The organism is Rhodopseudomonas sp. WA056 (assembly GCF_010906995.1).
Lineage (GTDB): Bacteria > Pseudomonadota > Alphaproteobacteria > Rhizobiales > Xanthobacteraceae > Rhodopseudomonas > Rhodopseudomonas palustris_G.
The window spans coordinates 13,518-32,170 of record NZ_QPFS01000027.1 but is presented as its reverse complement, the minus strand read 5'-3'; the positions used below and the strand labels follow the sequence as shown (position 1 = coordinate 32,170).

The window sequence follows — 18,653 nt, the reverse complement described above, 5'->3', positions numbered from 1 at the left end:
TCGCGATCTTGCGATGCAACATACGTGATCTTGCGTATCGGTCCAGTCGCCGAATTCGTCGATCGTTTCCCCGACTGCACTCGCATCCACGAACCACGAAGGGGTAGTTAATGTCAGACGACAACAAGACGAGCCTGAATTCGCCGCTCCGGCGTAAGCTGCTGATGGGAATGGCGGCGATCCCCGCCATCGCGATGTTGCCGCGCACCTCGTTCGCCCAGGCGCCCGCAACTTCTGCGGTCAATACGACCGGTCTCGCGGTGACGGATACTGAGGTAACGGTCGGCATCCTGCATTCGGTGACCGGCACCATGGCGATCTCCGAGACCGGCTCGGTGCAGGCCGAGAAGCTGGCGATCGAGCAGATCAATGCCAGCGGCGGCGTGCTCGGCCGCAAGATCAAGTACATTCAGGAAGACGGCGCTTCCGATTGGCCGACCTTCGCCGAAAAGGCCAAGAAGCTGCTGGTCAACGACAAGTGCGCCGCGGTGATGGGGTGCTGGACCTCGGCGTCGCGCAAGGCGGTGCTGCCGGTGTTCGAACAGTATAACGGCATGCTGTACTACCCGACCTTCTACGAAGGCCTCGAGCAGTCCAAGAATGTGATCTACACCGGCCAGGAAGCCACTCAGCAGATCATCGCCGGCCTCGACTGGGTCAACAAGACCAAGAACGCCAAGAGCTTCTATCTGCTCGGTTCCGACTACATCTGGCCTCGCACCTCGAACAAGATCGCCCGCAAGCACATCGAGAACCATCTGCAGGGCTGCAAGGTCGTCGGCGAAGAATACTTCCCGCTCGGCCACACCCAGTTCAACTCGGTGATCAACAAGATCAAGCTGACCAAGCCGGACGTGATCTACGCCATCATCGTCGGCGGTTCCAACGTCGCCTTCTACAAACAGCTCAAGGCGGCCGGCATCGACCTGTCGAAGCAGACGCTGTTGACCATCTCGGTGACCGAAGACGAGATCGACGGCATCGGCGGCGAGAACATCGCCGGCGCCTATGCTTGCATGAAGTACTTCCAGTCGCTCGACAATCCCAACAACAAGGAATTCGTCGCCGCGTTCAAGAAGATGTGGGGCGACAAGACGGTGATCGGAGACGTCACCCAGGCTGCCTATCTCGGCCCGTGGCTGTGGAAATTGACGGTCGAGAAGGCCGGCTCGTTCGATGTCGACAAGGTCGCGGCGGCCTCTCCGGGGGTCGAATTCAAGGGGGCGCCGGAAGGTTATGTCCGGATCCACGAGAACCACCACCTGTGGTCCAAGACCCGCGTCGGCCGCGCCAAGGCGGATGGTCAGTACGAGCTGATCTACGAAACCGCCGATCTGGTCGAGCCCGATCCGTTCCCGAAGGGCTACCAGTAAGCGTCGGCGAAACGCTTCCACAAACTCCGCGTCATGCGCGGGCAACAGCGCGAAGCGCGTCTTCGCATAGCTGCCCGCGCATCCATCTCCTTCGCAAGAAGATGGATCGCCGGGTCGCGCCCGGCGATGACGGCCGGAGTGTGGGAGCGCGCCGCCGCCACCACCGAATCCAGATCCATTCCATCCAGGGGCAGCGTCATGTTCGGCGACTATTCGATTGGCGATCTCGGCGCGATCTTCGCGATGCAGGGCTTCGCGGGGCTCATTCTGTTTTCGGTCTACGTGCTGATGGCGCTGGGGCTGGCGATCATTTTCGGCCAGATGGGCGTCATCAACATGGCCCACGGCGAGTTCATGATTCTGGGTGCCTACGTCACCTGGATGACGTCGAACCTGTTCCAGTCCTATCTGCCGTCGCTGTTCGCCGGCTACTTCTTCATCGCGATGATTCTCGCCTTCATCGCATCCGGGGCGCTCGGCATGCTGGTGGAGTGGGGGCTGATCCGCCACCTCTACAAGCGCCCGCTCGACACTCTGCTGGCGACCTGGGGGCTGTCGCTGATCCTGCAACAGGCGTACCGCTCGATCTTCGGCGCCCGCGAGGTGGGCGTCGAGCTGCCGCAGTGGATGCTCGGCTCCAAGCAGGTCACCGACACTATCGAGATTCCGATCAACGGCATGTTCGTGATGGCGCTCACCGTGCTGATCACCGCTGTGGTGTTCTATCTGCTGTTCTGGTCGCGCTGGGGCCGCCAGGTCCGCGCCGTGATGCAGAACCGGGTGATGGCCGGCGCCGTCGGCATCAACACCGAGAAGGTCGACCGCTACACCTTCGGCCTCGGCTGCGGCATCGCCGGCATCGCGGGCTCGGCCTTCACCATGATCGGCTCGACGGGGCCGACCTCCGGCCAGCTCTACATCGTCGACACCTTCCTGGTCGTGGTGTTCGGCGGTGCCGCCAGCCTGTTCGGCACCATCGCGTCCGCCTTCAGCATCTCCCAGGCGCAGTCGACGATGGAGTTCTTCATGTCCGGTTCGATGGCCAAGGTGCTGACGCTGCTCGCCATCGTGGCGATCCTGATGGTGCGTCCGCAAGGCCTGTTCGCCCTCAAGGTCCGCAAGTAAACAGGAGCCTCCGTCATGGACAGCCCGCGCTTCCTCAGTCGTACCGACCTGCTCGGTCTCGCCGTCCTCGCCGTGCTCCTGGTGGTGATCCTGCCGCTGACGCTGGACGTGTTCCGCCTCAACCTGGTCGCCAAATATCTGACCTACGCCTTCGTGGCGATCGGCCTGGTGCTGTGCTGGGGCTTCGGCGGCATTCTCAGCCTCGGCCAGGGTGTGTTCTTCGGTCTCGGTGGCTACTGCATGGCGATGTATCTCAAGCTGGAAGCCTCCAGCGTCGAGAACACCAAGATCCAGTCCACCCCCGGCATCCCGGACTTCATGGACTGGAACCAGATCACGCAGCTTCCGTGGTTCTGGCAGCCGTTCCACAGTCTGACGCTGACGATCGTGGCGATCCTGGTGGTGCCGACGGTGTTCGCCTATCTGATCGGCGCCGCGATGTTCAAACGGCGGGTCGGCGGCGTGTACTTCGCCATCATCACCCAGGCGATCGCCGCAATCATGACGATCCTGATCATCGGCCAGCAGGGTTACACCGGCGGCATCAACGGCATCACCGACCTGCGCACTCTGAAGGGCTGGGACATCCGTCCCGACCACGCCAAGGTGGTGCTCTACTTCGTCGAGGTCGCGTTCCTGTTCGGCTGCATCCTGCTGGCGCTGTTCGTGCGTCACGCCAAGCTCGGCCGCATTCTGGTGGCGATGCGCGAGAAAGAGGACCGGGTGCGGTTCTCCGGCTACAGCGTCGCCAATTTCAAGATCTTCGCGTTCTGCCTCGCGGCAATGTTTGCGGCGATCGGCGGCGCGATGTTCACCCTCAATGTCGGCTTCATGTCGCCGTCCTTCGTCGGCATCGTACCGTCGATCGAGATGGTGATCTACACCGCGGTCGGCGGCCGGCTGTCGATCTTCGGCGCGGTCTACGGCACGCTTCTGGTCAATTTCGCCAAGACCTCGCTGTCGGAATCCTTCCCGCAGCTTTGGCTGTTCGGCCTGGGTGCCTTGTTCATCGCGGTGGTGCTGATCTTCCCGAATGGTCTGGCCGGCATCTGGCGCGACAATGTCCAGCCGCTGTTCGGCAAGCTGATCAGCAAGCGTAAGCCCGGTTCGGATCACGGCAACGGCAAACCGTTCGGCTCGGTGGCCGACGGCGCCCCGGCGGAATGAGGAGGACATCATGCTGATCGGTCATCAACCGCCCGAATTCCTGCTCGCTGTGGAAGGGCTCACGGTTTCGTTCGATGGCTTCAAGGCGGTCAACGATCTGTCGTTCTACGTCGAGGAGAACGAGATCCGCGTGATCATCGGCCCCAATGGAGCCGGCAAGACCACGGTGCTGGATCTGATCTGCGGCAAGACCAAAGCGACCTCCGGTGCGATCCATTTCCGCGGCAAGGATCTCACCAAGATGAAGGAGAACCAGATCGTCCAGGTCGGGGTGGGGCGCAAGTTCCAGACGCCGTCGATCTACGAAGACCTCACGGTGTTCGAGAATCTGGAGATCTCATATCCGCAGGGCCGCTCGGTGTTCGGTGCGCTGGCGTTCAAGCGCACCGCCGCCGTGCGCGAGCGCGTGGAGGAAGTCGCCGAGGCGATCTTCCTCAAGGACAAGCTAGGTATGAGCGCCGATCTGCTCAGCCACGGCCAGAAGCAGTGGCTCGAGATCGGCATGCTGCTGATCCAGGACCCCGACCTGTTGATGCTCGACGAGCCGGTCGCCGGCATGAGCGTCTCCGAGCGCGTCAAGACCGCCGAGCTGCTGCACACCATCATCAAGGACCGCTCGGTTCTGGTGATAGAGCACGACATGAAGTTCGTCGAAGACATCGCCCACAAGGTCACCGTGCTGCACCAGGGCCAGATCCTGTCCGAGGGCACCATGGACACGGTGAAGAACGACCCCAAGGTGATCGAAGTCTATCTGGGCCACTAAAGGAGGCGGACATGCTTGCTATCAACGATCTGCACGTCGCCTATGGCCAGAGCGAGGTGCTGCACGGGCTCAATATCGACGTCGCGCCGAACGAGATCGTCGCGATCATGGGCCGCAACGGCATGGGCAAGACCACCCTGATGAAATCGCTGATGGGCATCGTCCCGCAGCGCAAGGGCTCGATCGCCATGAACGGCGTCGAGCTCGGCGTCCTCAAGAGCTACGAGCGCGTCGCCAAGGGGCTCGCCTATGTGCCGCAGGGCCGCATGATCTTCTCCACCATGACGGTGAAGGAGAACATCGAGACCGGGCTTGCGGCCTCCGGCGACAGCGAGGTGCCGGCCGACATCTACGAGCTGTTTCCGGTGCTGCTCGAAATGAAGGGGCGGCGCGGCGGCAACCTGTCGGGCGGCCAGCAACAGCAATTGGCGATCGCCCGCGCGCTCGCCACCAAGCCGAAGGTGCTGCTGCTCGACGAACCGACCGAGGGCATCCAGCCGTCGATCATTCGCGAGATGGCGCGCACCTTGAAGCGCATCCGCGACAGCCGCGGTCTTTCGATCATCGTGTCCGAGCAGGTGCTGAGCTTCGCGCTCGACGTCGCCGATCGGGTGCTGGTGATCGAGAACGGCGAAATCGTGCGCGATGAGCCGCGTGCCGGCGTCGATGAGGCGCAGGTCGCGAAATATCTGTCCGTCTAGTTTTCCACCGTCCACTGGTAACAAGGGGAGCTTCCGATGCCAGAGACACTGATCAAGGTCGACCTCACACAGTCGGCCTACGACAACGAGATGGTCCACAACCGCTGGCACCCGGACATTCCGATGGCCGCGTGGGTCAATCCCGGTGACGACTTCATCGTCGAGACCTATGATTGGACCGGCGGTTTCATCAAGAACAACGACTCGGCCGACGACGTTCGCGACATCGACCTGTCGATCGTGCACTTCCTGTCGGGCCCGATCGGCGTCAAGGGCGCCGAGCCCGGCGATCTTCTGGTCGTCGATCTGCTCGACATCGGCCCGAAGGCCGAGAGCATGTGGGGATTCAACGGCTTCTTCTCCAAGCAGAACGGCGGCGGCTTCCTCACCGACCACTTCCCGCTGGCACAGAAGTCGATCTGGGACTTCAAGGGGATGTACACCTCATCGCGTCACATCCCGGGCGTCAATTTCGCCGGGCTGATTCATCCCGGTCTGATCGGCTGTCTGCCCGATCCGAAGCTGCTGGCGGCGTGGAATGAACGTGAAACCGCGTTGATCGCCACCAATCCGACCCGGGTGCCCGGCCTCGCCAATCCGCCGTTCGGGCCGACCGCCCATATGGGCAAGCTGAAGGGCGACGACAAGGCCAAGGCCGCGGCCGAAGGTGCCCGCACGGTGCCGCCGCGCGAACATGGCGGCAACTGCGACATCAAGGATCTGTCGCGCGGTTCGAAGATCTACTTCCCGGTCTATGTGCCGGGCGGCGGCCTGTCGATGGGCGATCTGCACTTCAGCCAGGGCGACGGCGAGATCACCTTCTGCGGCGCGATCGAGATGGCCGGCTGGCTGCACATCAAGGTCGACGTCATCAAGGACGGCGTCTCGAAATACGGCATCAAGAACCCGATCTTCAAGCCGTCGCCGGTGACGCCGAACTACAAGGACTATCTGATCTTCGAGGGCATTTCGGTCGACGAGCAGGGCCAGCAGCATTATCTCGACGTCACTGTGGCGTATCGCCAGGCGTGCTTGAACGCCATCGAGTATCTGAAGAAGTTCGGCTACTCCGGCGCTCAGGCCTATTCGATCCTCGGCACTGCGCCGGTGCAGGGCCATATCTCCGGCGTCGTCGACGTTCCCAACGCCTGCGCCACGCTGTGGCTGCCGACCGAAATCTTCGACTTCGACATGATGCCGACCTCGGCCGGCCCGGTGAAGGCGATCAAGGGCGACATCCAGATGCCGATTTCGCCGGATAAGTAACCAAACGTCGTCATGGCCGGGCTTGTCCCGGCCATCCACGCCTTAACTGCTGAGCCGCATCAAGGCGTAGATGCCCGGGACAAGCCCGGGCATGACGGGAACAACGTGGCAACCGCCGAGCAGTCATCATGGCGGCTAGTCGCCAAGACTTCCCTGCGCGACGGGGGGCGGGACGGGGCGTGTTTTCCGCCCCGCTCCCATCGCACAGGTCCGAACCAATCGTCAGCGCAAGGGAAACGACGATGCCTGTCTACGAGTATCTATGCGACGCCTGCGGGCCGTTCACCGATCTGCGGCCGATGGCGGAATGTGACGATCCGCAGCTCTGCCCGACCTGCGAGACTTCGTCACCGCGGGTGATCCTCACCGCGCCGAATTTCTCCTGCATGCCGTCCTCGCAGCGCGCCGCCCACGCCACCAACGAGAAGAGCCGCAACGCGCCGATGACGGTCGGCGAATACAAAGCCAAACATGCCCCCGGCTGCAGTTGCTGTTCGGGCATCAAGAAGCCGGCGCGGCTGCAGACCCGCACCAAGAGCGGCGCCAAGGGCTTCCCCACCGCGCGGCCCTGGATGATCAGCCACTAATTGCTTTCTCATCATTGCGAACGAAGCGAAGCAATCCAGGAAGCGGGTGCACCGGGCTTCTGAATTGCTTCGTCGCGGAGCCTGTAATCGGACGACGCGAAGCGTCGATCCGGGTGCTCCTCGCTATGATGAAGGGACTGGAGCGACCGACCTATCCGGCGATCACCGCCGCGACGCCAAGCAGAAAGCCGATTTCGAACAATTGCTCGCTGGCGCCGAGCACGTCGCCGGTGTAGCCGCCGATCAGGCGCTTGGCCCAGCCGGCCATCGCTGCGGTGAGTGCGGCACCGGCGGCGAGGCCGATCACCAACGCGATCGGCGAAACCAGTAACAGCGGCAGCGCGCCGAGCGCGACAGCGATTGCGCCGAGCACCAGTTCGTCCTTGCGCAGCGTGGTATCGGCGTAGCTCGCCTTCATCGCCGCGGTATTGCCGGCGTAGCTCATCTGATGCGCCACCAGGCACGACGCGCCGCGCGACGCCGCATGGCAGGCGACCAGCGCGGCCAGGGCCGCCCACAGCGGCAGCAGCGTCAGCGCCGCAACCCGGAGCGCCACGCCGATGCCGAGCGCGAGCGCCCCGTAGGTGCCGATGCGGCTATCCTTCATGATCTCGAGTCGGCGCTCGACCGTCCAGCCGCCGCCGAACGCATCGAAGGTGTCGGCGAGACCGTCTTCGTGGAAGGCGCCGGTCAGCGCGATCGAGGCGGTCACCGCGAAGAGCGCGCCGAGCGTCGGTCCGAACAGGGAGGTGCCGACGATCATCGCCGCCGCTGACACCACGCCGATGCCGACTCCGACCACGGGAAAGAACGTCATCGCTCGCATCAGCCAGTCGGGCTCCGGGGCGCGGTCGGCGCTCGGCACCGGCAGGATGGTGAGGAAGCGCACGGCGTCGAGCAATTGCGCCAGGGTCGGCGTCGGCCGCGAGAGTTGAGGGGAGTCGGTCATGTATCTGCCTTTGCGGAAGCCGCCGTACTGCGCGCACCCGCGATTGCGGTCAAGCGCCCGCGTGCACCGTAGGTCGGTCCGACTGCGGTGTTTTGATACCGGGTTGCGGTTGCCGCGACCTTCCGCCGACTGTGACCACCCGCCGCATCCAAACGGCTAACCCCTTGATAGAGGTCAATGTGACCGTCGACCTCCGGCCGCTACCCTTTGTCAGTCCTGATCGAGATGGGGTACGCTGCGCGACGATGCGATTTGAACGAAAGAGGGACGGCTTGGCGATCTCCGCCGCAGTGCGCTTGTGGCTTCAGGCGGCGATCTGTGTGTGTGCATTCGCTGTGCTCGTTCTCGGCAACGTTTCGGTCGCCGCGGCTCAAGATGGGCCGCGTCCCGAGTTTACCCTCGTCAAGACGCCGCCTCCGGTTCCGCCGCTGAATCTCACTGACGATCCGGAGATCATGACGACCGACAGCGCCAATGCGCTGACTCCGGTGTCGTTCAGGAACCTCGGCTGCGATCAGTCGACCCGCGTGCACCTGCCGCTGGTCGAGCCGATGCTCGATCGCAGCGAGCCTCCGCAACTGCGTCCGCCAATAGCCGCATAGTCCTCACGCCGCGACTCCGTCTGCTGCCGTCATCCCGATCGAGCGAGCCGTCGTCCGACGGCGCGAGGCGCTGAGCCCGTTCTCGCCTGATCGCCGCGGCGACGCCGTCCGGCATTTCGATTTCCTCCCATCGCGTTGCGTGGCCGATTCCCTTGTTCGGGATCGGACGGAGCAGAGGCCATGGACGCGTCTTCTGAGGGATGCGTTCGGCTTCGAACCGCAGCGTTCTTGCCGAGCCCAAGACGTCGAGACCCCACCATGACCGAAGTATTGCAAGCCGACATCAAGGGCCCGAACGATCAGGCCTCCGCGGAAATGTGGCATGCGGTCGATGCAGACCGCGTCCTCGCCGCTCTCGGCACCAGTCGTGGCGGCCTCAGCAGCGAGGAGGCGAGGCGCCGGTTGGAGAGCTACGGCCCCAATGCGCTACCGGAGCCGCCGCGCCGCTCGGCGATCCTGCGGTTCCTGTCGCAGTTCAACAATACGTTGATCTACTTCCTGCTGGCGGCCGCAGTCGCTGCCGCGTTCCTCGGTCACCATATCGATGCTGCGGTGATCGTCGCAGTCGTGACCATCAACGCCATCGTCGGCTACCTTCAGGAGGACAAAGCCGAGAAGGCGCTCGCGGCGATCAAGAAGATGATCTCGCCGCGCGCTCATGCTTGGCGCGACGGTCATCGCGTCGTTGTGCCGGCCGAGGAGTTGGTGCCCGGCGACGTAGTCATGATCGAGGCTGGCGACCGCGTGCCGGCCGATCTGCGGCTGACACGTGCCCGCGGCCTGTTGATCGATGAAGCGATGCTGACCGGCGAGTCGGTCGCGTCGGAAAAGCACGACCAGCCGGCGGCGCCCGACGCGCCGCTCGGCGACCGACTGTGCATGGCGTTTTCCGGCACGCTGGTTTCGGCCGGGCAGGGCTTTGGTGTCGTGGTCGCGACCGCCGCCCGCACCGAGATCGGTCGCATCAGCACCATGATCCAGGGCGTCGAACAACTGGCGACGCCGCTGCTGGCACAGATCAATCGGTTCGGTGAACGCTTCACCTGGGTGGCAATCTCGGCGGCGGTGGCGATCTTCGCCTTCGCCACACTGGTGCGCGACTACGCCTGGTCGGACGCGCTGATCGCCGTGGTGGCGCTCGCGGTCGGCGTGGTGCCGGAGGGGCTGCCGGCGGTGATCACGATCACGCTGGCCATCGGTGTGCAGCGAATGGCGAGGCGCAACGCCATCATCCGCCGGCTGCCGGCCGTCGAAACCCTCGGCGCGACGTCGGTAATTTGCTCCGACAAGACTGGCACGCTGACCCGCAACGAGATGACCGCGCGGCGCATCGTCACCGCCGACCACACCATCCTGGTCAGCGGCTCGGGCTACGTGCCGAAGGGCGAGTTCACGGTCGACGGCCGCGACGATCCCGAAGCGGTGGCGTCAGCGGCGCAACTGATCCGCTCGGCGCTGCTGTGCAACGACGCCCAGCTTCGCCAGGTCGATGGGCACTTCGTCGTCGATGGCGATCCAATGGAGGGCGCGCTGGTCGCGCTCGCGATCAAGGCCGGGCTCGATCCGGAAGGCGAGCGGTCAGCGTGGAAGCGCTCCGATGAAATTCCGTTCGATGCCAAGCACCGCTTCATGGCGACCCGTCACGCTGCCGAATCCGGCGCGCAGGTGATCTTCGTCAAGGGCGCGCCGGAACGGCTGCTGGGCATGTGCGCGACCCAGGTTGGTCCGGGCGGTGCGCTGCATCCGATTGATCCGGAATTCTGGACCGCGCAGATTGCGCGCGCTGCGGCCGAAGGCGAGCGCGTGCTCGGCTTTGCGCTACGCTCGCCGGCGCGGCCGTCCGATCAGCTCGGCTTCGCCGATCTCGACGAGGGACTGTCGTTCATGGGGCTGGTCGGCTTCATCGATCCGCCGCGCGACGAGGTGATCCAGGCGATCGCCGAGTGCCGCTCCGCCGGCATTGTGGTCAAAATGATCACCGGCGATCACGCCGCGACGGCGGAGTCGATCGCACGGCAACTGAACCTCACCGATCATCCCGATGTCGTCACCGGTGCCGAGCTCGACCGCACCCCGGATTCCGGCTTCGTCGAGCTGGCGCGCCGCACTGACGTGTTCGCCCGCACCAATCCGGAACACAAGCTGCGCATCGTCCAGGCGCTGCAATCCACCGGTGCGGTGGTGGCGATGACCGGCGACGGCGTCAACGATGCGCCGGCGCTCAAGCAGGCCGATGTCGGCATCGCGATGGGCCACAAGGGCACCGAAACGGCCAAGGAAGCCTCCGAGGTGGTGCTGCTCGACGACAATTTCGTCTCCATCGTCGCCGCCGTACAGGAAGGCCGCACCGTCTACGACAACATCCGCAAGGTGATAGCCTGGACGATTCCGACCAACGGCGGCGAGGTGCTCACCGTCATCATTGCGATCCTGGTCGGCTTCACCATGCCGATGACGCCGGTGCAGATCCTGTGGATCAACCTGATCCTCACCGTCACGCTCGGCCTTGTGTTGGCGTTCGAGCCGCCGGAGCCCGGCGTGATGAAGCGCCCGCCGCGGCCGGCGCACGCGCCGCTGCTGTCGCGGTTTCTGGTATGGCGGATCTTCTTCGTCTCGTTCCTGTTCACCGTCGGCGCGTTGGCGATCTTCTTCTTCGCACTCGGCAAGGGCCTGCCGCTGGAGACCGCGCGCACCATGGTGGTCAACGTGATCGTGGTGTTCGAGATCTTCTATCTGTTCAACGTTCGCTATCTTCACACCAGTTCGATATCGCTGCGTGGCGCGCTCGGGACTATGCCGGTGCTGGCCGCGCTGGTGGTGGTGGTCGCCGCGCAGCTCACCTTCACTTATGCGCCGTTCATGCACAGCCTGTTCGCCACCACGCCGATCTCGCTGGTCGACGGTGCGGTGGTGATCGGCGCCGGCGTGGTGCTGATGATCGTGCTCGAACTGGAGAAGCTGGTGATGCGCAGGATCGGAGCGCTGCAGCGTCTCGAGCCGTAGCCGGTCATCGCGTCGTCGCGCCCGCTTCACTCCAACGACGAGTTTCATCATGAATGAACTGCCCCGTCCCGATACGATGTCCGGCCTGAAGGTTGTGCTCGCCGCCACTGATTTCTCGGCGCGCTCAGATCGTGCGGTGCGCCGTGCCGCCGCCCTCGCCAGGCAAAGCGGCGCCGGCCTGGTGATCGCCCATGTGGTGGACGATGATCAGCCCGAGCACATCGTCACGGTGGAGGTCGAACTCGCCGAGTCGGCGCTCGCGGATGCGATCCGCGAACACACCTATCTGGCCGGCCTGGATTGCAGGCCACTGGTCATACTCGGCACGCCGTTCGACGGCATCGTCCGTGCTGCGCAGCAGGAGAGCGCCGATCTGTGCGTGGTCGGCAGCCATCGCCGGCTATTCCTGCGCGACATTTTCGTCGGCACCACCGCCGAGAGGGTGATTCGCAACAGCACGGTGCCGGTTCTGATGGCCAATCTTGATCCGGCGTTGCCCTACGCGAAGAGCCTCGCGCCGGTCGAACTGACCGACTGCTCGGCCCAGGCACTTGAGACCGGGCGCCGGCTCGGCCTGCTGCAACGGACCAAACTGATCGTGATGCACGTCTACGACGCCGCCGCCGCTGGCATGCTCAACTACGCCGGCGTCGACAAGACCAGTCTCGACGACTATCTGGTCGACACCCGCACCGATGCGGTGCGGGATCTGGTGCGCTTCCTCGAACCGCTTAGGCTCGACGACATCGACTACTCCACCGTGGTCAGGGAAGGGGTCGGCCTCGCCACCGATATCATCGAGGCTGCTACCGAATTGCGCCCCGATCTGGTGGTGATCGGTACCCACGCGCGGCGTGGTGCGGTGCGGTTGTTGCTCAGCAGCGTGACCGAGGAGGTGTTGCGCCAACTGCAGCGCGACATTCTGGTGGTACCTGTGCGCGACGCCGCGGGCTGAACCGAGCCGGCTTGCCGGCCTCGGCATTGCCCGTCACACTCCCTGCTGATCGGCGTGGCATTGGCACCTCGCCGGCAAGCAACCGGGAGGTCGAGGATGGGCGCGCGGCTGAAGCACTATGGCTGGGGACGGGAAGGCGAGGGCATGACGGAGGCCGAGCAGGCGTTCGTGCTCGGCCGCTATCAGGCGAAGTTCGGCTGCGACAGCTTCGAGAGGGTCGGCGTCGCCGCGCTCGACGACATCAAGCTCCGCGAACCCCGGATCGTGCCGCCGAAGTCGCTGTCCGAAATCTGCGCGGTCGATGTCTATCACCGCGCCGCCCACGCCTATGGCAAATCCTATCCAGACTACGTTCGCGGCATGCTCGGCGACTACGATGCCGCGCCTGACGTCGTCGCCTATCCCCGCGACGAAGCTGAGATCGCCGCGGTGATGGATTGGGCCGGCGGCGCCGGCGCCGCGTTGACGCCGTTCGGCGGTGGCTCGTCGGTGTGCGGCGGCGTGGAATGCCGCGTCGACGGCAGCCGCTACAAAGCGGCGGTGACGCTTGATCTGCGGCACCTCGGCAAGGTGCTCGAGGTCGACGCCACTTCCCGCGCGGCGCTGATCCAGGGCGGCGCGTTCGGTCCGGCGCTGGAGGCGCAACTCAAGTCGCGCAATGTCACGCTCCGGCACTTTCCGCAGAGCTTCGAATACTCCACGCTCGGCGGCTGGATCGCGACCCGCTCCGGTGGTCACTTCGCCAGCCTCTACACCCACATCGACGATTTGGTCGAAAGCCTCCGCGTGGTGACGCCGCGAGGGGTGGTCGAGACGCGGCGGCTGCCGGGCTCCGGCGCCGGCCCGAGCCCGGACCGGATGTTTATCGGCTCCGAAGGCATTCTGGGCGTGATCTCCGCGGCCTGGATGCGGCTGCAATCACGCCCGATGTTCCGCGCCGGCGCTTCGGTGCGTTTTCCGACCTTCTTCGCCGCGGCGCACGCGGTCCGGGCGGTGGCGCAGGCGGGACTCTATCCGTCGAACTGTCGTATTCTTGATCCGCAGGAGGCGTACAACACCGGTGCCGCCGACGGCAGCGTCGCCATCATGGTGCTGGCGTTCGAGAGTGGCGATCACCCGGTCGAGCCGTGGATGGCGCGAGCGCTGGAATGCTGCGCCGACCACGGCGGCACCAAGGAAGAGGCCGACGCTTCATCGGCACATCTCGAAGGTGCCGCCGGACTGTGGCGCAACGCCTTCATCCGGATGCCCTATGCGCGGGAATTCCTGACGCCCGCGGGACTGATCAACGACACCTTCGAAACGTCGATAACCTGGGAGCGGTTCGAGAGCTTCCACGACGGCATCAAGGCTGCGACCGAGCAGGCGATCCTGGATGCGACCGGGATCAAGGGCGAAGTCACCTGTCGCTTCACCCACGTCTATCCGGACGGACCTGCGCCGTATTTCTCGTTTCATGCGCTCGGACGGCACGGCGCGCTGCTCGAGCAATGGCAGGCGATCAAGGATGCGGCGAGCGACGCGTTGATCGCCGCCGGCGGCACCATCACCCATCACCACGCGGTCGGGCGCGATCATCGCAAATGGTACGACCGTCAGCGTCCCGAACTGTTCGCTGCGGCGCTACGCGCCGCCAAACGCGAATTCGATCCGCACGCGATGCTCAATCCGGGAGTGCTGATCGATCCGTAGCGCGACGCTGCGGCGTGCCGGGAGCGGCCGGCGGCAGGGTGGCGGCAATTGTGGGCGGCGTCAGATCCGTGGCGCGGCGGCGCGGCAGGTCGACACGCGCTTCGACGAATTCCGGCGGGCCTTCGACCAGCCGAGCGATTCTCCGGTCGCGTTCGTCCGTCGGCGCTTCGGGATCGATCAGCGCGTGGATCTGCGACGCGGCGAGTTCGACCGCGCGGTCCGGTGCAATCGCGAGCGGTGGCCTTGCGCCTGGTGCGATGCCGAGGCCGAGCCGCACCAGCTCGGCGAGCGCTTCTGTTCGCGACATGCGCCGGCTCGTCGCCCACTGGTCGATCGCCGCCAACGTCGTGTCGTCGAGTGCGACCGCATGCGAGCGGGTACCGGCATTCGCGTTCGGGTTGGGGGCGGGCGTCGTTGCCCGTGCGCTGTCGTCGCTCATACATCAGCACTAGACGATCGACCGCCGATCCGGAAGCCGAACCTGCCACGGTCGGTCGTTCCACGTATTCACATCAGGACAGCACGGGCGTTGAGCCAATCGTTACCGGATTACTAACAGCAATACCCGCGATCTCGTGTCGCGCTTAGGCAAATTTTAAGCCGGGCCGCTTAGGTTAAGCCTGTGAGTTGAGTGCTTTGCGAGTTGTGAGTACGCCATGACAGAGCCCCACCGCCCGAGGGTAAAATACGTGATCGGGCCCGATGGAAGCCCATTGACGATCGCGGACCTGCCTGCACCCGGCACCAAGCGCTGGGTCATTCGCCGGAAGGCCGAAGTCGTGGCCGCGGTCCGCGGCGGACTGCTCTCTCTGGAAGAGGCGTGCAGCCGATACACCCTGACGGTGGACGAATTCCTGTCCTGGCAGTTCTCGATCGACCATCACGGTCTGGCCGGGCTGCGGACCACCCGAATCCAGCAGTATCGCCAGTAAACAAATCCTTTCCAGATTTCGACGATTCGATGAAAGCCGGCTCCTTTTCGGGAAGCCGGCTTTCAGCATTTTCGCCGGTTTTTCCGGTCCGTTAAGATTCGTTAACCATATGGAAACCATCCCATAGGCAAGATTTGCCTAGCCGGGCGGGGAGGCTGATCCCGCCGGTCGGTCGCGTCGTGCATCCGAGGGGCTGGTCCTTGCAGAATCTGTTGAGTTTCCTGAAAGGCTTGGGGGCCGCCCGGCTGATGGCGATGATCGCCGTCACGGTTGCGCTGGTCGGCTTCTTCGCCTTCGTCATCATGCGGGTGTCGCAGCCGCAGATGACGACTCTCTATACGGACCTCAGCGTCGAGGACTCGTCCAGCATCATCAAGGAGCTGGAGCGCCAGGGTATTCCGTTCGAGATGCGCAACGAGGGCGCCATTTTGCTGGTGCCGAAGGACAAGGTGACCCGGCTGCGGATGAAGCTGGCCGAAGGCGGCCTGCCGAAGGGCGGCGGCGTCGGCTACGAGATCTTCGACAAGTCGGATGCGCTCGGCACCACCAGCTTCGTCCAGAACATCAACCATCTACGCGCACTCGAAGGCGAATTGTCGCGCACCATCCGGGCGATCGACCGGGTTCAGGCGGCGCGGGTGCATCTGGTGCTGCCGGCGCGGCCGTTGTTCTCGCGCGAGGCGCCGGAGCCGTCCGCCTCTATCGTGCTGCGGGTGCGCGGCGCGCTGGAGCCGCAGCAGGTCCGCGCCATCCGCCATCTCGTTGCTTCCGCCGTCAACGGCCTGAAGCCGCAACGGGTGTCGATCGTCGACGAGGCGGGGCAGTTGCTCGCCGACGGCTCGGCCAGCGGCGAGCAGATGGAAGGCGCCACCAGCGACGAGCGGCGCGCCGCATTCGAAAAGCGGATGCGTCACCAGATCGAGGGCATCGTTTCCTCGGTGGTCGGCTCGGGGCGTGCCCGGGTCCAGGTCTCGGCCGACTTCGACTACAACAAGATCACCCAGACCTCCGACACGTTCGATCCGGAAGGACGGGTGCTGCGGTCGAGTCAGACTCGTGAAGAATCCGCCGCGACCTCGGCCGCCGATGGTCAGGTGACCGTCAACAACGAGCTGCCCGGCGCCAACCAGGGACAGGGCGCCGGCGCACGCGACGTCAGCAAGAAGTCCGAAGAGACCAACAATTACGAGATCTCTCGCGTCACCAAGACCGAAGTCACCGAGGCCGGCCGGGTCAACCGGCTCTCGGTCGCGGTGCTGGTCGACGGCGCCTACACCAAGGACGACAAGGGTGAGCTGGTTTACGCCGAGCGGTCCAAGGAGCAGCTCGACCGGATCGCCGCGCTGGTGCGCTCGGCGATCGGCTTCGATCAGAAGCGCGGCGACCAGATCGAAGTCGTCAACCTGAAATTCGCCGAAGCGCCGCAGATCGAGAAACTGCCGGAGCCCGCCGGGCTGATGGGCATGTTCCAATTCACCAAGGACGACATCATGAACATGATTCAGCTCGGGGTGATGTTCCTGCTCGGCTTGGTGGTGCTGTTCATGGTGATCCGCCCTCTGGTCAAGCGCGTGCTCGCCGCAGAGCAGACGCCGGAAGCGGCGGGCCTGCCGGCGCTGGCCGACGGCACCGTGCCGCAGATCGGCGTCGACGGGCAGCCGGTGGCGCCCGGAATGCCCAGCATGATCGACATCGCCCAGGTGCAGGGTCAGGTCCACGCCCAGTCGGTGCACCGGGTTGGCGAGCTCGCCGAACGCAATCCCAACGAAACCGCCGCCATTGTCCGTCAATGGCTGGCCGAACCCGCCGCCTAATCCGCCATGGCAGACGCTTCCCTCCCAGCAACCAGCCAGGATGACATCGCCTCCGTCGTCGCGACGCTGGCGCAGCGTCAGAGCGGCCGGGCGCCGAGCAAGCCGCTGAGCGGACCGAAGCGCGCCGCGATCCTGATGCTGGCACTCGGCGAGCAGTACGGCGGCAAGATCTGGAGTCTGCTCGACGACGAGGAGGTGCGCGAACTGTCCTCGGTGATGTCGACGCTTGGCACCATCGAGCCGGAAACGGTCGAGGATCTGCTGCTCGAATTCGTGTCGCGGATGTCGGCGTCCGGCGCGCTGATGGGCACCTACGACGCCACCGAGCGGCTGCTGCAGAAATATCTGCCGGCCGACCGCGTCACCGGCATCATGGAAGAGATCCGCGGCCCGGCCGGCCGCAACATGTGGGAGAAGTTGTCCAACGTCTCCGAAGAGGTGCTCGCCAACTATCTGAAGAACGAGTACCCGCAGACCACCGCGGTGGTGCTGTCGAAGCTGAAGCCGGAGCATGCCGCCAAGGTGCTGGCGATCCTGCCCGAGGACATGGCGCTCGACGTCATCAACCGGATGCTCCGGATGGAGTCGGTGCAGAAAGAAGTGATCGAAAGCGTCGAGAAGACACTGCGCTCCGAATTCATGTCGAACCTGTCGCAGACCCGCCGCCGCGACGCCCACGAGGTGATGGCGGAGATTTTCAATAATTTCGACCGCCAGACCGAGACCCGGTTCATCACCTCGCTGGAAGAGGACAATCGCGAATCCGCCGAGCGCATCAAGGCGCTGATGTTCACGTTCGACGATCTGGTCAAGCTCGACGCCGGCTCGGCGCAGACGCTGATGCGCAATATCGACAAGGATAAGCTGGCGATCGCGCTGAAGAGCGCCAACGAGGAGGTCCGCGGGTTCTTCCTCGGCAACATGTCGTCGCGCGCCGGCAAGATGCTGCTCGACGACATGGCCGCGCTCGGTCCGGTGCGGCTACGCGACGTCGACGAGGCGCAGGCGCTGCTCGTCAACCTCGCCAAGGACCTCGCCGCCAAGGGCGAGATCGTGCTGACCAAGAACCGTGCCGACGACGAATTGGTGTACTGATGGCCGCTCCCGCACAGAAATTCCTATTCAACGACGATTTCGGGGCGCCGGAAAAGACCCGCGAGAAGACGATCGCCGCAGCCGAGCTGGCGCAGGCCGTCGCCGCTGCCGAGCAGCGCGGCTATCACAACGGATTCGCGGCTGGTCAGAACGAGGCCATGGTCGAGGCTCAGCGGCGTAGCGCGATGGCGCTGGAGCAGGTCGCGCAGGCGATGCATGTGATCGCCAGCGGCATCGGCGGCGTCGAAACCCGGATGGAGACCGAGGCGGTCGAAGTGGCGGTCGCAGCGGCGCGAAAGCTGTGCGGCGAACTGGTCGCCGCCGAGCCGCTCGCCGAGATCACTGCGCTGGTCGGCGATTGCTTCCGTCATTTGGTGGCGACGCCGCATCTGGTGGTGCGGATCAACGACTCGCTCTATGAGGCCGCGCGCGAACGCATTGAGCTGCTCGCCAAGCAGAGCGGGTTTGCGGGGCGTCTGGTGCTGCTGGCCGATCCGGAGATCGCCGGCGGCGACTGCAAGATCGAATGGGCCGATGGCGGCGTGGTGCTGGAGCGCGCCGCGGTCGAAGCCAAGATCGACGAATTGGTGGGCCGCTACATGGCATCGCGCAACAGCGGCCGATGA

Annotated in this window: 18 protein-coding genes; 15 read left to right on the top strand and 3 right to left on the bottom strand. The window is 64.7% G+C overall.

Translation table 11 applies throughout. The features are described 5' to 3' along the window. Nucleotides 1-110: 110 nt before the first annotated feature. A complete protein-coding gene (urtA, locus tag DU475_RS08050) occupies nt 111-1,373 on the top strand; it encodes an urea ABC transporter substrate-binding protein (protein ID WP_013503856.1) in 1,263 nt (420 codons plus the stop codon). Here urtA and DU475_RS24055 read toward each other — a convergent pair. Beyond that, nucleotides 1,364-1,573 (bottom strand): hypothetical protein, encoded by a 210-nt coding sequence (locus DU475_RS24055; protein WP_205524275.1) that lies wholly within the window; start codon nt 1,571-1,573, stop codon nt 1,364-1,366. The genes urtA and DU475_RS24055 overlap by 10 nt on opposite strands. Here DU475_RS24055 and urtB point away from each other — a divergent pair. The 6 genes from urtB (at nt 1,572) to DU475_RS08020 (ending at nt 6,985) form a co-directional block, all read left to right on the top strand. Continuing rightward, nucleotides 1,572-2,498 (top strand): urea ABC transporter permease subunit UrtB, encoded by a 927-nt coding sequence (gene urtB / locus DU475_RS08045; RefSeq protein ID WP_142884150.1) that lies wholly within the window; start codon nt 1,572-1,574, stop codon nt 2,496-2,498. The genes DU475_RS24055 and urtB overlap by 2 nt on opposite strands. A gap of 15 nt (nt 2,499-2,513) precedes the next feature. Then, a complete protein-coding gene (gene urtC / locus DU475_RS08040; protein ID WP_142882049.1) occupies nt 2,514-3,665 on the top strand; it encodes an urea ABC transporter permease subunit UrtC in 1,152 nt (383 codons plus the stop codon). A 10-nt stretch (nt 3,666-3,675) separates the two neighbouring features. Next, nucleotides 3,676-4,431 (top strand): urea ABC transporter ATP-binding protein UrtD, encoded by a 756-nt coding sequence (gene urtD, locus DU475_RS08035; protein ID WP_142882050.1) that lies wholly within the window; start codon nt 3,676-3,678, stop codon nt 4,429-4,431. An 11-nt stretch (nt 4,432-4,442) separates the two neighbouring features. After that, complete coding sequence (urtE, locus tag DU475_RS08030) at nt 4,443-5,132, top strand: urea ABC transporter ATP-binding subunit UrtE (RefSeq protein ID WP_164631632.1); 690 nt, start codon at nt 4,443-4,445, stop codon at nt 5,130-5,132. A gap of 36 nt (nt 5,133-5,168) precedes the next feature. After that, on the top strand, nt 5,169-6,398 hold the full coding sequence (gene fmdA, locus DU475_RS08025; RefSeq protein WP_142882052.1) for a formamidase: 1,230 nt from the start codon (nt 5,169-5,171) through the stop codon (nt 6,396-6,398). A 242-nt stretch (nt 6,399-6,640) separates the two neighbouring features. Next, nucleotides 6,641-6,985, top strand: a complete 345-nt coding sequence (locus tag DU475_RS08020; protein ID WP_142882053.1) for an FmdB family zinc ribbon protein — start codon at nt 6,641-6,643, stop codon at nt 6,983-6,985. Nucleotides 6,986-7,136: 151 nt separating this feature from the next. On the opposite strand, the gene cobS is transcribed toward DU475_RS08020, so the two are convergent. Further along, the gene (gene cobS / locus DU475_RS08015; RefSeq protein WP_164631631.1) at nt 7,137-7,934 is read right to left on the bottom strand and encodes an adenosylcobinamide-GDP ribazoletransferase; all 798 of its coding nucleotides are present in this window, start codon (nt 7,932-7,934) and stop codon (nt 7,137-7,139) included. 131 nt (nt 7,935-8,065) lie between these two features. Between cobS and DU475_RS08010 the strand changes: the two genes are divergently transcribed. From DU475_RS08010 to DU475_RS07995, 4 genes are all read left to right on the top strand, one after another. Continuing rightward, nucleotides 8,066-8,536: a hypothetical protein gene (locus DU475_RS08010; protein ID WP_349644170.1), complete on the top strand. Its 471-nt coding sequence runs from the start codon at nt 8,066-8,068 to the stop codon at nt 8,534-8,536. A gap of 258 nt (nt 8,537-8,794) precedes the next feature. Next, nucleotides 8,795-11,539 carry a cation-transporting P-type ATPase gene (locus DU475_RS08005; RefSeq protein WP_013503847.1) on the top strand — a complete coding sequence of 915 codons (2,745 nt, stop codon included), beginning with the start codon at nt 8,795-8,797 and terminating at the stop codon, nt 11,537-11,539. Nucleotides 11,540-11,588: 49 nt separating this feature from the next. Then, nucleotides 11,589-12,494, top strand: a complete 906-nt coding sequence (locus tag DU475_RS08000; RefSeq protein ID WP_164631629.1) for a universal stress protein — start codon at nt 11,589-11,591, stop codon at nt 12,492-12,494. A 96-nt stretch (nt 12,495-12,590) separates the two neighbouring features. Continuing rightward, a complete protein-coding gene (locus DU475_RS07995; RefSeq protein ID WP_164631628.1) occupies nt 12,591-14,186 on the top strand; it encodes an FAD-binding oxidoreductase in 1,596 nt (531 codons plus the stop codon). On the opposite strand, the gene DU475_RS07990 is transcribed toward DU475_RS07995, so the two are convergent. Then, nucleotides 14,158-14,625 (bottom strand): hypothetical protein, encoded by a 468-nt coding sequence (locus DU475_RS07990; RefSeq protein WP_164631627.1) that lies wholly within the window; start codon nt 14,623-14,625, stop codon nt 14,158-14,160. The genes DU475_RS07995 and DU475_RS07990 overlap by 29 nt on opposite strands. A gap of 217 nt (nt 14,626-14,842) precedes the next feature. Here DU475_RS07990 and sciP point away from each other — a divergent pair, with 217 nt between their 5' ends. The 4 genes from sciP (at nt 14,843) to DU475_RS07970 (ending at nt 18,653) form a co-directional block, all read left to right on the top strand. Beyond that, entirely contained in the window at nt 14,843-15,118 is a 276-nt protein-coding gene (gene sciP / locus DU475_RS07985) for a CtrA inhibitor SciP (protein WP_011156827.1), read from the top strand. A gap of 200 nt (nt 15,119-15,318) precedes the next feature. Then, nucleotides 15,319-16,932, top strand: coding sequence for a flagellar basal-body MS-ring/collar protein FliF (fliF, locus tag DU475_RS07980; protein ID WP_013503843.1), 1,614 nt, complete (start codon nt 15,319-15,321; stop codon nt 16,930-16,932). A gap of 6 nt (nt 16,933-16,938) precedes the next feature. Next, nucleotides 16,939-18,027 carry a flagellar motor switch protein FliG gene (gene fliG / locus DU475_RS07975; protein ID WP_013503842.1) on the top strand — a complete coding sequence of 363 codons (1,089 nt, stop codon included), beginning with the start codon at nt 16,939-16,941 and terminating at the stop codon, nt 18,025-18,027. Beyond that, the gene (locus tag DU475_RS07970; protein ID WP_013503841.1) at nt 18,027-18,653 is read left to right on the top strand and encodes a FliH/SctL family protein; all 627 of its coding nucleotides are present in this window, start codon (nt 18,027-18,029) and stop codon (nt 18,651-18,653) included. The genes fliG and DU475_RS07970 overlap by 1 nt, the downstream gene beginning before the upstream one ends.